The organism is Streptomyces humidus (genome assembly GCF_014649655.1).
Classification (GTDB): domain Bacteria; phylum Actinomycetota; class Actinomycetes; order Streptomycetales; family Streptomycetaceae; genus Streptomyces; species Streptomyces humidus.
The window spans coordinates 89,616-106,019 of the sequence record NZ_BMTL01000036.1; the positions used below are offsets into that span (position 1 = coordinate 89,616).

5 protein-coding genes are annotated in these 16,404 nt (G+C 74.1%); 4 read left to right on the plus strand and 1 reads right to left on the minus strand.

The window, feature by feature from the left end; translation table 11 throughout:
• Positions 1–36: 36 nt before the first annotated feature.
• Positions 37–2,571, plus strand: a complete 2,535-nt coding sequence (locus IE239_RS33400; protein ID WP_190153212.1) for an amino acid adenylation domain-containing protein — start codon at positions 37–39, stop codon at positions 2,569–2,571.
• Positions 2,572–2,613: 42 nt separating this feature from the next.
• Positions 2,614–3,501 (plus strand): ROK family protein, encoded by an 888-nt coding sequence (locus IE239_RS33405; protein ID WP_229878514.1) that lies wholly within the window; start codon positions 2,614–2,616, stop codon positions 3,499–3,501.
• A gap of 133 nt (positions 3,502–3,634) precedes the next feature.
• Here the strand turns inward: IE239_RS33405 and IE239_RS33410 are convergent, their stop codons facing one another.
• Positions 3,635–4,672 (minus strand): 3-dehydroquinate synthase family protein, encoded by a 1,038-nt coding sequence (locus IE239_RS33410; protein ID WP_190153213.1) that lies wholly within the window; start codon positions 4,670–4,672, stop codon positions 3,635–3,637.
• Between the two features lie 346 nt (positions 4,673–5,018).
• On the opposite strand from IE239_RS33410, the gene IE239_RS33415 reads away from it, so the two are divergent.
• Together IE239_RS33415 and IE239_RS33420 are read left to right on the plus strand one after the other, a co-directional pair.
• A complete protein-coding gene (locus IE239_RS33415; protein WP_190153214.1) occupies positions 5,019–14,525 on the plus strand; it encodes a type I polyketide synthase in 9,507 nt (3,168 codons plus the stop codon).
• Positions 14,526–14,559: 34 nt separating this feature from the next.
• On the plus strand, positions 14,560–16,404 hold a 1,845-nt coding region (locus IE239_RS33420), incomplete at its 3' end, for a type I polyketide synthase (protein WP_190153215.1).

Below are 16,404 nucleotides of genomic sequence, written 5' to 3' on the forward strand. Positions count from 1 at the left end.
GTGCCGAGAGTCCGTACGAGCCCTGTGGAGGGGAACATGCTGGTCAAGGCGCTGGAGGAGCGGGCCGACTCCGTTTTGGACGCCACGGCCCTCGAATGCGAGGGCGTCGAGCTCACCTTCCGGGAGGCGCACGAGCAGGCCAACCGGCTCGCCCGCCACCTGGTCGCCCAGGGCGTGGGGCCCGACCGCGTCGTCGCGGTGATGCTGCCGCGCTCCACGGACCTGCTGGTGGCGCTGCTGGCCGTGCTGAAGGCGGGCGGGGCCTACCTGGCGCTCGACCCGGAACACCCCGCCGAGCGCGTGGCCTTCCAGGTCCGCGACGCCGCTCCGGTGGCCCTGCTGACGTCGACCCGCATCGACGCCGACCGCACCGCCCTGGGCGTTCCCCGCGTCGTGCTGGACGACCCCGCGACGGCCGCGACGCTCGCCGCACTGCCCGCCGGGCACCTGACCGACGCCGAGCGTACCGCCCCGCCGCAGCCCGAGGACCTCGCGTACGTCATCTACACCTCGGGTTCCACCGGCACCCCCAAGGGCGTCGAGATCCCCGTGCGCGCCCTGCACAACCTGCTGGAGGCGATGCGGGAACAGCTGGCCATGGAACCCGGCGACCGCATGCTGTCGGTCACCACCGCCACCTTCGACATGTCGGTGCCCGAACTGTTCCTGCCGTACTACACCGGGGCCCGCGCGGTCATCGCGCCACGTGCCACCGGGCAGGACCCGCAGGCGCTGGGCGACCTGATCGTCCGCCGGGAGATCGGCACCGCCCAGGCCACCCCCACCCACTGGCACATGCTGGCCACCGTCAGCCCCGAGGCGCTGCGCGGCCTGCGCATCCTCATCGGCGGCGAGGCGCTGTCGGAGAAGCTGGCGGCGGCGCTGCTCGACCTCGGCGCCGAGGTCGTCCAGTGGTACGGGCCCACGGAGACCACCGTGTGGTCCACGGTCCACCCGGTCACCCGGCCCGAGGATGCCGCCGTCATCGGCAAGCCCCTGCGCAACACCCGGCTGTACGTCCTCGACGAGGAGCTGGAGCCCGTCGAAGCCGGCGCCGAGGGTGAGCTGTTCATCGCCGGCGCGGGAGTGGCCCGCGGTTACCTCGACCGGCCGGAGCTGACCGCCGAGCGTTTCCTGCCCGACCGTTTCGGCGACGGCGGTGCCCTGATGTACCGCACGGGCGACGTGGTGCGGCTGCGCCCGGACGGCGACCTGGAGTACGTCGGCCGTGCCGACCACCAGGTCAAGCTGCACGGCTTCCGGATGGAACTCGGCGAGATCGAGGCCGCTTTGGAGCGGTCCGAGGACGTCGACCAGGCGGCCGCGACGGTCCGCGAGGACCGCCCGGGCGACCGGCGCCTCGTCGCCTACGTGACAGCCGCACCCGGCCGGGAGCCCGACGTCAAGGAGCTGCGGAACTTCGTCGCGGAGGCCCTGCCCCTGTACATGGTGCCGTCCGCCGTGGTGGCTCTGGAGGAGTTCCCGCTCACCCCCAACGGCAAGCTCGACCGCAAGGCGCTGCCGGCCCCGGTCGTCGCGCGGACGGCGATGGTGGAGACGCACCTCACGCAGTCGGAGCTGCTCCTCGGCCGGCTCTTCGCCGAAGTGCTCGGCGTGGAGCAGGTCGGACCACGCGACAGCTTCTTCGACCTCGGCGGCTCCTCGGTCCTCGCGGCCCGGCTGCTGGCCCGGGTGCGGTCCGAGATGCAGCTGGAGCTGTCGATCCGGATGCTGGTGGAGTCCCCGACGCCGGCCGAGCTCTCCCGGCGGCTGACGGGCGAGGAGCCGCAGGACTCCTTCGACGTCCTGCTGCCGCTGATGACCAAGGGATCGGAACGGCCGCTGTTCTGCATGCGCCACCTCGGCGGCACCGCCTGGTGCTACGGAGTGCTGGCCCAGCACTTCAGCCTGGAGTACCCCCTCTACGGCCTCCAGTCGCACACCTTCCAGGAGTTCGACACCCCCGTCGACAGCATCGCGGCCATGGCGGCGGACTACGCCGACCGCATCAGCGGCGTGCAGCCCACGGGCCCGTACCGCATTCTCGGCTGGTCCTTCGGGGGCGTCCTCGCCCATGCCGTCGCCGCCGAGTTCCAGAAGCGCGGTGAGGAGACCGAGTTCCTCGGCGTGTTCAACACCAACCCGCACATCACGGACAAGGAAGACCGTGACGAGCAGGGCCTGATCGAACTGATCCTGCTGATCAACGGCAAGGACCTAGCCGAGTACGAGCGCCCGCTCGGCTACGCCGACATCGCCGAGTTCGCCGACATGGCGACGAACTACGCCTGGCGCGGCCGGAAGAGCGCGGCCGAGACCTTCGTCGAGACCATGCTGACCGACCTCGGCGCCTGGAAGGCCCACACGCCCGAGAAGTACAGCGGCGCCATGCACCTGTTCGCGGCCGATCCCAGTCCGGTGGCCGAAGCGGCCTCCAGCGAGGCCTGGGCGCCGTACGTCGCGGGCGAGATCGTGCGACACGAACTGGGCTGCGGCCACGAGGAGATGCTCAGCAGCCCCCGCGTGCTCCGCCAGGTCGCGGAGATCGTCACCGCCCACCTCGGGCACTGACCCGGCCGGGAGGCAGCCATCCCCTACCACCTGGGCATCGACGTGGGCGGCACGAAGGTCGCCCTGCGTGCCGAGCACACGGACGGCGCCGTGCGCGAGGCCGGCTTCCGGTGGCCCCCGGCCTGCGGGGGGCCCGTCCACGCGGCGGCGGACCTGGACCTGCTCACCCGGCAGGTCCGGGAGCTGTGCGCCGTCGCCCCGGACGAGTTGGCGGGCGTCGGCGTGGCGATGCCCGCCACCCTGGACGCGGCGGGCGTCGTCACCGCCTGGCCCAACCGCCCGGGCTGGACCGGCCTCGACCTCGGCGGCGCGCTGCGCGAGGCCTTCGGCGACGCGGAGGTGGTCTGCGCCGACGACGGCGACCTCGCCGCGCTCGCCGAGGCACACGCGGCGGACCGTCCCGACCTGCTGTACCTCGGAGTCGGCACCGGCGTCGGAGGCGGGATCGTCCTCGGCGGCAGACTGCTGCCCGGCCCCTCGCGGGGCTCCTGCGAGATCGGCCACCTGATCGTGGACCGGTCCGGGGACCTGTGCGACTGCGGACGCCGCGGCTGTGTGCAGTCCGTGGCCTCGGGCCCCGCCGTGCTGCGCCGGGCCGGCCGCGCTCGCGGCGCCGAGGTGACCTTCCCCGAGCTGGCGCAGGCTCTCGCCGACGGCACGTCCTGGGCGGCCGACGCCGTACGCGAGGGCTGTGCGGCGCTGGCCGCGGCCGCTGTCGGGGTGGGCGAACTGCTCCGCCCCGCAGCCGTCGTGGTCGGTGGCGGATTCGCCGCCGCCCTCCCCGGCTTCACCGGAACCGTCGCGGCGGAGACGGCGCGACTGGCCCGACCCGGATTCCCGACGCCCCCCGTGGAGCCCGCCCGCCTCGGTGGACTCTCCTCACTGCACGGGGCGGTCCTGCTGGCCAAGGGCCGTTCGCCGCGGAACTGAGGCCGGGCGGACCACGAGACCGACTGCCCCACCGGCGGCGGCCCGCCCGCCGCCGTGACGACGCGGCCCGCGCCGGTCCGGACGGACTCCCCGTCCGGACCGGCGCGAGCCGTCCGTCGCACGAGGGCCCCCCTCAGGCCGCCGCGCGCGGCATCTCCGCCAGCACCTTCGCGACGACGTCCTCCGGCAGGTCGGCCACCAGCTCGGCGCCGTCCTTGCCGTCCAGCACGAACGTCAGCCCCGACGTCGCCTTCTTGTCGAGCCGTACGAGCTCGATCAGCCGGGCCGGAGCGACCTGCGCGGGCAGCTCGTGGGGCAGTCCGTAGTGACGCACCACTTCCAGGTGCTCCGCCGTCCGCTGCTCGTCGATCCGGTCCAGGGCCCGGGCGAGCCGCCCCGCGAACACGGTGCCGATCGCCACCGCCTCGCCGTGCCGCAGCCCGAAGTCCGTGGCCAGCTCCAGCGCGTGGCCCAGAGTGTGGCCGTAGTTGAGCAGATGGCGCAGGCCCGTGTCGCGCTCATCGGCGGACACGATCTGTGCCTTGCGCGCCACACTCGCCGCGATCTGCTCCGGCAGGGCCAGCCCCCGCAGGTCGCCGGCGCCGATGAAGTGGCAGCGCGCGATCTCCCCGTAGCCGTTGAGCATCTCCCGCTCGGGCAGGGTCTCCAGGTAGTCCGTGTCGCACAGCACCGCGCTGGGCTGCCAGTAGGCGCCGATGAGGTTCTTGCCCTCGGGTGTGTTCACCGCGGTCTTGCCGCCGACGCTGGCGTCCACCTGCGCGAGCAGCGTGGTCGGCAGGTGCACCACGGGCACCCCGCGGTGGAAGAGGGCGGCGGCGAGACCCACGACGTCCGTCGTGGTGCCGCCGCCGACGGAGACGACGACATCGTCACGGGTCAGGCCGAAACGCACGAACTCCCGGCACAGCGATTCGACCGTGGCGAGCGTCTTGTCCCTCTCGCCGTCGCGGGCCCGCAGGACCAGCGAGGGCACGCCGGGGTCGGGAACCCAGGCGTCCGGCCGGGCCGACACCACCGCCGCGCGCCGCGCGCCCAGCCGCTCGACGATCGCGGGCAGCGAGTGCCGCACCCCGGGTCCGATGTCGACGGGATAGGCGCGGTCGCCGAGTTCCACCCGGATACGGGTGCGATGGGGTTCCGAATTCGTCATGTCCGTGTGTGTCCCTTTCCCTGCGTCCCGCCGTCGCGGGAAGGCTGCCGGGAAAAGGAAATCCCATTCCCAGGAAACCGGCGGATATGCGATGGCCGCTCAACACGTCTGCATTTCAGGCCGAGAGTCGACAGTGCGACGACCGTCGGCACACGGCGACGGAGCCTAATGCCGTCGGTCCGCCGTCGAAACCCCTGTTCATTATTTCTGGTCACCCTTCAGGTTAGGGATGCCTAGGGGGGTGATGAGGGGGTGTGCCGGAGCCTTCGATGACAAGACTGTGCCGGGTAGGGCCTCTGCCCTTGCGGACCGCCCGTCTGCTCTCGCCCCGGAGGGATGACGACACATGTTGCGCACGGAGCTGATCCGGCCGCTTCCCGAGCTGCTGGTCGACCAGGCCCGGCGTTTCGGCGCCAAGACCGCCTACCGGGACGCCCGACGGAGCGTCAGCTACACCGACCTGGAGTCGCGGACCCGGCGACTGGCCGGACATCTGGCGGAGTTGCGGCTGCAACCAGGCGACCGTGCGGCCATCTGCCTGGGCAACCGCGTCGAGACCGTCGAGAGCTACCACGCCATCACCCGGGCCAGCGCCATCGGCGTCCCCGTCAACCCGCAGAGCAGCGACGCGGAACTCGCGCACGTCCTCGACGACAGCGGCGCCCGGATCGTCATCACCGACCGACCGCACGTGGAACAGCTGCGGCGCCTCCTTCCGGACCGTCCGCACCTGACGGTCGTCCTGGTCGGCGACGGGCCGGCGCCGTCGGGCTTCCTGCCCTACGAGCCGTTCGCCACCCGGGAGCCCGCCACACCGGCCCGTGACGATCTCGGTCTCGACGACCTCGCGTGGATGCTCTACACCTCGGGCACCACCGGCAGGCCCAAGGGCGTGCTCTCCACCCAGCGCAACTGCCTGTGGTCGGTGGCCGCCTGCTACGTGCCGGTGCCCGGACTCGGCCCCGAGGACCGCGTCGTCTGGCCGCTGCCTCTCTTCCACAGCCTCTCGCACATCGCCTGTGTGCTCTCCGTACTGGCCGTGGGAGCCAGCGCCCGCATCGTCGACGGCCTGTCGGCGGAGGACGTGCTGACCGCACTGGACGAGGAGCGCGCCACCTTCCTGGCCGGCGTGCCCACCCTGCTGCACTACCTGCTCGACGCGGCTCGCGACCGCGGTTTCACCGCCCCACGGCTGCGGGTGGCCCTGGTGGGCGGCGCGGTCACCACGGCGTCGCTGCGCCGGTCGTTCGAGCACGTCTTCGGCGTCCCCCTCATCGACGCCTACGGCTCCACCGAGACCTGTGGCTCCATCACCGTCAACTGGCCCTCGGGCGCCCGCGCCGAGGGCTCCTGCGGCCTGCCGGTGGTGGGTCTGGGAGTGCGCCTGGTGGACACGCGCACCGGGGAGGACGTCGCCGACGGCCAGGAGGGCGAGGTGTGGGTGCGCGGGCCGAGCGTCATGGCCGGCTACCACAACCAGCCCGAAGCCACCGCGGCCGCCTTCCACGACGGCTGGTACCGCACCGGCGACCTGGCCCGCCGTGACGAGGCCGGCTACTTCACGATCACCGGCCGCAGGAAGGAACTGATCATCCGCGCCGGGGAGAACATCCACCCGGGAGAGGTGGAGGAGGTCCTGCGCACCGTCCCCGGCGTCGCCGACGTCGCGGTGGTCGGCAAGCCGCACGACGTGCTGGGCGAGGTGCCCGTCGCCTTCATCGTCCCCGGCTCTCGAGGACCGGACACGGAACGGCTGTTCGCCGAGTGCCGCGACCGCCTCTCCTACTTCAAGGTGCCCGAGGAGCTGTACGAGATCGAGGCGATCCCGCGCACCGCCTCGGGCAAGATCGTGCGTCATCGGCTGCTGGAGACGCCCGCCCGGCTGCGCGCCACCAGCAGCGGCCTGTACGACTCGCTGTTCCGCGTCGACTGGATCCCCAGCTCCCCGCTCTCCCTGGGCGGAGCCCCGGGCGAGCCGGGCGACTGGGCGCTGGTGGGCCCCGACTCCCTCGGCCTGGCCGCCGCCCTCCAGGACGCCGGCGTACGGTGCGAGGTCCACACCGACCCGGCCGCCGCCCGCACGGCTGCCCGGGGCGGCGCCGGCGTCCTCCTCGCGGACCGGACCGCCTACGACGCCGGGGCGGGCATCGAGGAGTTCGTCGCGTCCCTGCAGGACTGGACGGCCGACGACCGCAACGAGAACGTCACGCTCGTGGTCCTCACCCGGCGCGCCGTGGCCGTCGGCGACGGCGAGGACGTACGGGACCCCGCGCACACCCCCCTGTGGGGCCTGGTCCGTGCGCTGCAGACCGAACACCCGGGCAGGTTCGTGCTCGCCGACCTCGACAGCGACGGTCTCGGCGAGGACGGCGCGCGATCCCTGGCCGCCGCCGTGAACGCCGGTGAACCGCAGTTCGCCATCCGCTCCGGTGTCGTCCTGCTGCCGCGCTTCGCCCGCGTCTCCATGGACCGCGAGGAGCCGCCGCTTCCGCTGCTCGACCCCGACGGGACGGTCCTGGTCACCGGCGCCGCCACCGCCCAGGGAGCCGCGCTCGCCCGCCACCTCGTGACCGCGCACGACGCCCGCCACCTGCTGCTGGGCTTCACCCCCGGACACGGCGACGAGAGCGTACAGGCGCTGTGCGCCGAACTCGCCGGGGCCGGCGCCCGCGCCACCGCCGTCGCGTGCGACGCGGGCGACCGCATCGCGCTCGCCGAGCTGCTCGCGGACGCCGGCCGGCCGCCGCTGACGGCCGTGGTGCACGCGGAGGAGATCACCGGAACCGGCGCCGTGTCCGCCGCGGCACACGCCCTGCACGACCTGACCGCCGACCACGACCTGGCCGCCTTCGTCCTGTGCTCCTCTCCCCTGGGAGTCCTGGGCGCCCCCGGCGCCGGTGACATCGCCGCCGAGAGCGCCGCGCTGGAGGCGCTGGCCCAGCACCGGCGCGCCCACGGCCTGCCCGCGCTGTCCCTGGCCTGGGGACCCTGGAAGGACGGCGCGGTCGAGGCCGCCGTGCCCTTCGCGGCGGGCGAACTCACCGAACAGCAAGCCCTGGTGATGTTCGACGCCGCGCACGCCGCCGGCGAGGCCGCGTTCATCGCGATGCGCCTCGACAACGCCGCCCTGCTCACCGGCCCGGTCCCCGCACCGCTGCGCGGACTGATCGACACCACGGCACAGGAGGCGCGCGCCGAGACCCCGGAGCTGCGCGGCCGACTGGAGACCCTGCCCGCCGAGGAGCAGGAGGACATCGTGCTGCGACTGGTGCGCACCGAGGCCGCCGCGGTCCTCGGACGCACCGGCGCCGACGACGTCCCGGCCGACCGGGCCTTCAAGGAGCTCGGGTTCACCTCCGTGATGGTCGTCGCCCTGCGCGACCGGCTCAGCACCGCCACCGGACTGCGGCTCCCCGCCACCAGCGCCTTCGACCACCCCACCCCCGAAGCCCTGGCGCACCAGCTCCTGCACGAGGTCCACGGCCGGTCCGCCGACGACCCGGCCCGGCCCGCCCCCGCCGCGGTCCGCGACGAGCCGATCGCCATCGTCTCCATGGGCTGCCGGCTGCCGGGCGGCGTCACGTCCCCCGAGGACCTGTGGCGTCTGGTCGCCGACGGCGCCGAAGGCCGCTCCCCGTTCCCGTCCGACCGGGGCTGGAACCTGGAGGAGCTGTACGACCCCGACCCCGACGCCGCCGGAAAGTCGTACGTCACGGAGGGCGGCTTCCTCGACGACGTGGCCGGATTCGACGCCGGGTTCTTCGGGATCTCCCCGCGAGAGGCGGTGGCGATGGACCCCCAGCAGCGGCTCCTCCTGGAGACCTCCTGGGAGGTCTTCGAACGCGCGGGCCTCGACGTGAGGGCCCTGCGCGGCGCGGACGTCGGCGTCTTCGCAGGGGTCATGTACCACGACTACACCACCCGGGCGGTACGGCCCGCGAGGGAGATCGAGGGCTACCTCGGCGTCGGCGGCGCGGGCAGCGTCGTCTCCGGCCGGGTGTCGTACACCTTCGGCTTCGAAGGCCCCGCCGTGACGGTGGACACGGCGTGCTCGTCCTCGCTGGTCGCCCTGCATCTGGCCGCCCAGGCACTGCGCGCGGGGGAGTGCTCCCTGGCGCTGGCGGGCGGTGTCGCGGTGATGGCGACCCCGGGCAGCTTCGTCGAGTTCTCGCGGCAGCGCGGACTCGCTCCCGACGGACGCTGCAAGGCCTTCGCCGCCGCGGCGGACGGCACCGGCTGGTCCGAGGGCGTGGCTCTGCTGCTGCTGGAGCGCCTGTCGGACGCCCGCCGCAACGGCCACGAGGTCCTCGCCGTCGTCCGCGGCTCCGCCGTCAACCAGGACGGCGCCTCCAACGGCCTCACCGCCCCCAACGGCCCCTCCCAGCAGCGTGTCATCCGCCAGGCCCTCGCCAACGCGGACCTCACCCCCGCCGACGTCGACGCCGTCGAGGCGCACGGCACCGGCACCTCCCTCGGCGACCCGATCGAGGCGCAGGCCCTTCTCGCCACCTACGGTCAGGAACGCTCCGGCGACGGCCACCCGCTGTGGCTCGGCTCCCTCAAGTCCAACATCGGCCACGCGCAGGCCGCCGCCGGCGCGGCAGGCGTGATCAAGATGGTGCAGGCGATGCGGCACGGCGTGCTGCCCCGGACGCTCCACGTCGACGCCCCGACGCCCGAAGTGGACTGGAGCCGCGGCGCGGTCGAGCTGCTCACCGAGCCCAGGCCCTGGCCCGAGACCGGTCGGCCGCGCCGCGCGGGCGTCTCCTCCTTCGGCATCAGCGGCACCAACGCCCACGTCGTCCTCGAGCAGCCCGCCGAGGAGCCCGCCACCACTCCCGCCGACGGACCGGACGCGACGGACGGTGCGGAAACGGCGGAGCGCGCGCTGCCCGACGGGCTCGTCCCGCTCGTCCTCTCCGCCAAGTCCCCCCAGGCCCTGCGCGCGCAGGCCGGACGCGTCGCCGCCCTGCTCGACGCGGAACCGGCGCCCGCCCTGACCGACGTCGCCCTCACGCTCAGCGGCCGCTCCGCCTTCGAACACCGCGCGGTCGTGGTCGCCGGCTCCGCGCAGGAGGCCCGCGAAGCCCTGGCGGCCCTCGCCGCCGACGACGGCACGACCGGCACCGCCACCGACGGCGGACTCGCCGTCGTCTTCTCCGGCCAGGGCGCGCAACGCCCCGGGACGGGCCGCGAACTGTACGCGTCGTTCCCGGTGTACGCCCGTGCCTTCGACGAGGTCTGCACCACCCTGGACCGCCGGCTCGACCGCCCGCTGCGCGACGTCGTCCTCGCCGAACCCGGCACTCCCGACGCGGACCTGCTCGAGCGGACCGCCTACACCCAGGCAGCCCTGTTCGCCGTGGGAGTGGCCCTCTACCGGCTGGTCGAGTCCTGGGGCGTGCGCCCCGACGTGGTCGCCGGGCACTCCGTCGGGGAACTCGTCGCCGCCCACGTGGCCGGTGTGTGGTCCCTGGAGGACGCCGCGGCCCTGGTCGCGGCCCGCGGCGCGATGATGCAGCAACTGCCCGAGGGCGGTGCCATGATCGCCGTGCAGGCCACCGAGGACGAGGCCGTCGCCGAACTCACCGAGGGCGTCGCCGTCGCGGCCCTCAACGGCCCCGAAGCCGTCGTCCTCTCCGGCGACGCGCCCGCCGTCGAAGCCGTGGCCGCCGTGTTCGCCGCCCGTGGCCGCAGGACGAAACGCCTGCGCGTCTCGCACGCCTTCCACTCGCCGCGCATGGAGCCGATGCTCGAAGCCTTCCACGAGGTCGCCGCCGGACTGACCTTCCACACCCCCGCCCTGCCCGTCGTCTCCAACCTGACCGGCTCCCTCGCCGACCCCGCACAGCTGTGCGCCCCCGACTACTGGGTACGCCACGTCCGCGGCACGGTCCGCTTCGCCGACGGCCTGCGCACCCTGCGCGAACAGGGCGTCACCACCGTGCTCGAACTCGGGCCCGGCGCAGTGCTCACCGCCATGGCGCGGGACTGCCTTCCCGAGGAAGTCGACTGCGTGGCCGCACTGCGCGACGGACGGCCCGAACCCGCGACGCTGGTCGAGGCCGTCGCCCGGGCACACACCAGGGGCGCCCGAGTCGACTGGCCCTCCCTGTTCGCCGGCAGCGGCGCCCGCCGCGCCGTCGTACCGACGTACGCCTTTCAGCACCGGCGCTACTGGCTCGACGCCGCCCCCGGCGCCGGTGACCTCAAAGCCGCGGGTATCACCACGGCCGGCCACCCGCTGCTGACCGCGGCGGTGGAACAGCCCGAGGCCGACGCCGTCACCTTCACCGGACGTCTGTCCTCGGCCGACCGGCCCTGGCTCGCCGACCACGCCGTCGACGGCACGGTCCTGCTGCCCGGCACGGCGCTGGTCGAGATGGCCGTCCGGGCCGGCGGCGAGGTCGGGCACGCCGCCGTCCGCGAACTCGTCCTGGCCGCGCCCCTGCTGCTGCCCGCCGACGGCGCGGTGCGCATCCGCGTGCACGTCGGCGCACCCGACGAGAACGGCGACCGCCCCGTCGCCGTCCACTCCCGCCCCGACGGTCACGAGGGTGCGTGGACCCGCCACGCGAGCGGCGTTCTGACCCCGCCGGACCCCGACGACGCTCCCGGCGTCGACACCTCCCCATGGCCTCCGCCGAACGCCACGGCCGTGCCCGTCACGGACTTCTACCGGCAACGCGCCGAGGCCGGCTACGAGTACGGCCCAGCCTTCCGGGGACTGCGCGCGGTGTGGACCGGCGAAGAGGAGGTCTTCGCCGACATCGCCCTCGACGACGAGCACCACGACGACGCCGGCCTGTTCGGCCTGCACCCGGCCCTCTTCGACGCCGCCCTGCACCCCAGCGCCTTCTGCGGCCTCGCCGAGCCCGGCGACGGAAGGCGGCTGCTGCCCTTCGCGTGGAACGGCGTACGACTGCACGCCTCGGGCGCCAAGGCCCTGCGGGTCCGGCTGTCCCCCGCCGGGGACAACGGGGTGTCCCTGCGCATCACCGACGGCACCGGAGCCCCGGTCGCCGACGTCGACTCGCTCGTGCTGCGCCCCATGGCGGCCGAACACCTGCGCCCGGCCAACGAAGCCGGACACCGATCCCTGTTCCGTACGACGTGGACGCCGCTGCCGGTCACGGCGCGCGCGGACGGCTCCCACGGCTTCCGCGCCCTCGACGCCACCGGCGAGGGCGCCACGGCCGAGGACGTCCACGCACTCGCCGACCGCGTGCTCGGAGACCTCCAGACATTCCTGGCCGCGCCCGGCGACGGCACGTCACGGCTGCTGGTGGTCACCAGGGGCGCCGTCGCCGTTCACGACGGCGAGAGCGTCACCGACCCGGCGGCAGCCGCGGTCTGGGGCCTGGTGCGCTCCGCCCAGACCGAGCACCCCGACCGCTTCCTCCTGGCCGACCTCGACGGACACGACGCCTCCCGCCAGGCTCTCGACCGACTCCCGGCGATGGCCGCCGCCCTGGAGGAGTCGCAGTTCGCGATACGCGACGGCGAGGTGTCCGTGCCCCGCCTCGTCCCTGCCGCCGCGGCCGGCCTGACGGTCCCCGACGGCGCCGACGCCTGGCACCTGGACACCACCGGCCCCGGCACCCTGGAGAACCTGGCCCTCGTGCCGGACCCCGCGCCGGGCCCGCCGGCCCCAGGCCAGGTCCGTGTGGCCGTCCGCGCCGCAGGCATGAACTTCCGCGACGTCATGATCGCTCTCGACATGTACCCCGGGCGGGCCGCGATCGGCGGCGAGGGAGCGGGCGTCGTCCTGCAGACCGGCCCCGGTGTGACCGGCCTGTCGCCCGGTGACCGGGTCATGGGCCTGTTCCCCGGCGGAGCGTTCGGTCCGGAGGCCGTCACCGACCACCGCAGGCTCGTCCGCGTCCCCGCGGGATGGACCTTCGCACAGGCCGCCGCCGCGCCCATCGCGTTCCTCACCGCCCTCTACGGCCTGCGCGACCTGGCCGGCGTCCGGCCCGGTGAGACGGTTCTGGTCCACGCCGCGGCCGGCGGCGTCGGCATGGCCGCCGTCCAGGTCGCCCGTCACCTGGGCGCCGAGGTCTACGGCACCGCCAGCCCCGGCAAGTGGGACACCCTCCGCGCCCAAGGGTTCGACGACGCGCACCTCGCCAACTCCCGCACCACCGATTTCGAGCAGCGCTTCCTCGACGCCACCGACGGCCGCGGCGTCGACGTCGTCCTCGACGCGCTGGCCGGCGAGTTCGTCGACGCGTCCCTGCGCCTGCTGCCACGGGGCGGGCGCTTCCTGGAGATGGGCAAGACCGACATCCGCGACGCCGCCGAGGTCGCCGAACGCCACCCCGGGGTCCAGTACCGCGCCTACGACCTCGCGGAGGCCGACGACGACCGGGTCCGGGAGCTGCTGGACGAACTCGTCGGGCTCTTCGACCGCGGAGCCCTCACCCCGCTGCCGCTGACGGCATGGGACGTACGGCACGCCCCGGACGCCTTCCGGCACCTCAGCCGGGCCCGCCACACCGGCAAGGCCGTCCTGACCCTGCCACGCCGGCCCGACCCCGACGGCACCGTCCTGGTCACCGGCGGCACCGGCTCCCTCGGCGCACTCGTCGCCCGCCACCTCGTCACCGAACACGGCGCCCGCAACCTGCTGCTCACCAGCAGGCGCGGCCCCGGCGCGCCCGGCGCGCGGGAACTCACCGCCGAACTCACGGCCCTCGGGGCGACCGTACGCGTCGAGGCCTGCGACGCCGCCGACCGCGACGCCCTGGCCCTGCTGCTGGAATCCGTCCCGGAGACCGCGCCCCTGACGGCCGTCGTGCACACCGCGGGCATCGTCGACGACGGCGTGCTCGCCGCCCTCACTCCGCAGCGGATGGCCACCGTCCTGCGGCCCAAGGCCGACGCCGCCCTCAACCTGCACGAACTGACCCGGGACCTCGACCTCGCCGCCTGGGTGCTGTTCTCCTCGGCCGCCGGCGTCCTCGGCAACCCCGGACAGGCCAACTACGCGGCGGCCAACTCCTTCCTCGACGGACTCGCCCGCGCCCGCCGCGCCGAAGGACTGCCCGCGGTGTCGCTCGCCTGGGGCCTGTGGTCGCACGCGAGCGGCATGACCGGCGCCCTCGCCGAGGCCGACCTCCGGCGCACCGCACGCGACGGCGTGCTCGGGCTGACCGCCGGGGAGGGCCTCGCCCTCCTCGACGCCGCCCTGAACCTCGGAGAACCGGCCCTCGCGCCGATCCGGCTCGACCTGGGCGTGCTGCGCGACCGGGCCGCCTCCGGCCCGCTTCCCCCGATGCTGCGCGCCCTCGTGCGCGCGCCGCGCCGCGCCGCCGCCGGCCCGGCCCACGGACGCTCGCTGGCCGAACGGCTCGCGGGACTGCCCGCGCAGGAGAAGGCCGCCCTCGTCCTGGACGTGGTTCTCAAGGAAGCCGCGACCGTCCTCGGCCACCTGGACGCCTCCCTGGTCGTGCCCGACCGCGCCTTCAAGGAGGCCGGGTTCGACTCGCTGACAGCGGTCGAACTGCGCAACCGGCTCGGCAGGGCGGCAGGCCTCAGGCTGCCCACCACGGCCGTGTTCGACTACCCGGCGCCCACCGCGCTCGCCGACTACCTGCTCAAGGCCCTCGACCAGGAATCCGACCCGGTCGCGGCCAGACTCCAAGCCCTGGAAGCGGCGCTCGACGCCCTGCTGGCGGAGGAGCTGGAGCACTCCGGCATCCACTCCCGCCTGCGCTTCCTCGGATCGAGGCTCGAAGAAGCCGCCCTGAAGGGCGGCCCCGACGAGAGGGAAGACCGGGCCCGGCACCTCGAAGCCGCCACGGCCGACGACGTCTACGCCTTCATCGACAACGAGCTCGGGCTCGGCTGACCCGCCAGGCACGCGGAAGAGGAGATCAGGTTCCATGACCACCGACGAGAAGGCTCTCACCTACCTCAAGCGGGTCTCGGCCGAGCTGCAGCAGACACGCGAGAAGCTCCGCGAGGAACAGAACCGGCGCACCGAACCCATCGCCGTCGTGGCCATGGGCTGCAGGCTGCCGGGAGGGGTGACCTCCCCCGAGGGGCTGTGGCGGCTGGTGTCCGAGGGCGCCGACGCCGTCGGCGCCTTCCCGGCCGACCGCGGCTGGGACCTCGACGCCCTCTACGACCCCGACCCCGACGTGCCCGGCACGTCCTACGTCCGTGAGGGCGGCTTCCTCGACGACGTGGCCGGTTTCGACGCGCCCTTCTTCGGGATCTCCCCGCGCGAGGCACTGGCGATGGACCCGCAGCAGCGGCTGCTCCTGGAGACCTCCTGGGAGACGCTGGAGCGTGCCGGGATCGATCCCTCCACTCTCAAGGGCGAGAGCGTCGGCGTCTTCACCGGCGTCGCCGGACAGGAATACGCCCCCCGCATGGGGACCGGCTCCGAGGAGATCGAGGGTTACGTCCTCACCGGCGGCGCGGGCAGCGTCGTCTCCGGACGCGTGGCGTACACCCTCGGCTTCGAGGGCCCCGCGGTGACAGTCGACACCGCGTGCTCGTCGTCCCTGGTGGCGATCCACCTCGCGGCTCAGGCGCTGCGTTCCGGCGAGTGCTCCCTCGCGCTCGCGGGCGGCGTGGCCGTGATGTCGACGCCGGGCGCCTTCGTGGAGTTCTCGCGCCAGCGCGGACTGGCCCCGGACGGCCGCTGCAAGGCGTTCGCCGCCGCCGCGGACGGCACCGCGTGGGCCGAGGGGGTGGGCGTCCTGCTGCTGGAACGCCTGTCGGACGCCCGCCGCAACGGCCACGACGTCCTCGCGCTCGTCCGCGGCAGCGCCGTCAACCAGGACGGCGCGTCCAACGGCCTGACCGCGCCCAACGGCCCTTCCCAGCAGCGGGTCATCCGGCAGGCGCTGGAGAACGCCCGCCTGTCCGCGGCGGATGTCGACGTGGTGGAGGCGCACGGCACCGGTACGTCCCTCGGCGACCCGATCGAGGCCCAGGCCCTGCTCACCACCTACGGCCGCTCCCGCCCCGAGGACTCGCCCCTGTGGCTGGGCTCCCTGAAGTCCAACATCGGTCACACACAGGCCGCCGCGGGTGTGGCGGGTGTGATCAAGATGGTGGAGGCGATGCGGCACGGTGTGCTGCCGAAGACCTTGCACGTGGACGCTCCGACGCCTGAGGTGGACTGGTCGGCGGGTGCGGTCCGGTTGCTGACGGAGGCGCGGGAGTGGCCGGAGCGGGGCGAGCCTCGGCGGGCCGCCGTGTCGTCCTTCGGCATCAGCGGCACCAACGCCCACGTCGTCCTGGAACAGGCCCGGCCCGAAGAACCCGCCGACACCCCCGCTCCGGCGCCCGCGGTCCCCGTCGGCGTCGTCCCGCTGGCCCTGTCCGGCACGACCCCCGAAGCCCTGCGCGCCCAGGCCGCCTCCCTCGCCGGCCACCTCCGCGCCCACCCCGGCGTCCCGCTGCACGACACGGCCCTGTCACTGCTGACCACACGAACTCGCTTCCCCCACCGCGGTGTCGTCGTCGCCGGCACGCACGAGGAGGCGGTGGAGCGTCTGGCGGCCCTGGCCGTCGCCCCCGACGCAGGGTCCGTGGTTCCTGGTGGTTCGGGTGTGGTGTTCGTGTTTCCGGGTCAGGGGGCGCAGTGGGTGGGGATGGCGTTGGGGTTGTTGTCGGAGTCGGTGGTGTTCGCGGAGTGGATGGGGCGGTGTGGGGAGGCGTTGGAGCCGTTTGTGGGGTGGTCGTTGGTGGATGTGTTGGGTGATGAGGAGGCG

Excerpts from the sequence above, each read along its gene's own strand:
- IE239_RS33415 (WP_190153214.1), top strand. The coding sequence starts at position 5,019 with ATGTTGCGCACGGAGCTGATCCGGCCGCTTCCCGAGCTGCTGGTCGAC.
- IE239_RS33400 (WP_190153212.1), top strand. The coding sequence starts at position 37 with ATGCTGGTCAAGGCGCTGGAGGAGCGGGCCGACTCCGTTTTGGACGCC.
- IE239_RS33410 (WP_190153213.1), bottom strand. The coding sequence starts at position 4,672 with ATGACGAATTCGGAACCCCATCGCACCCGTATCCGGGTGGAACTCGGC.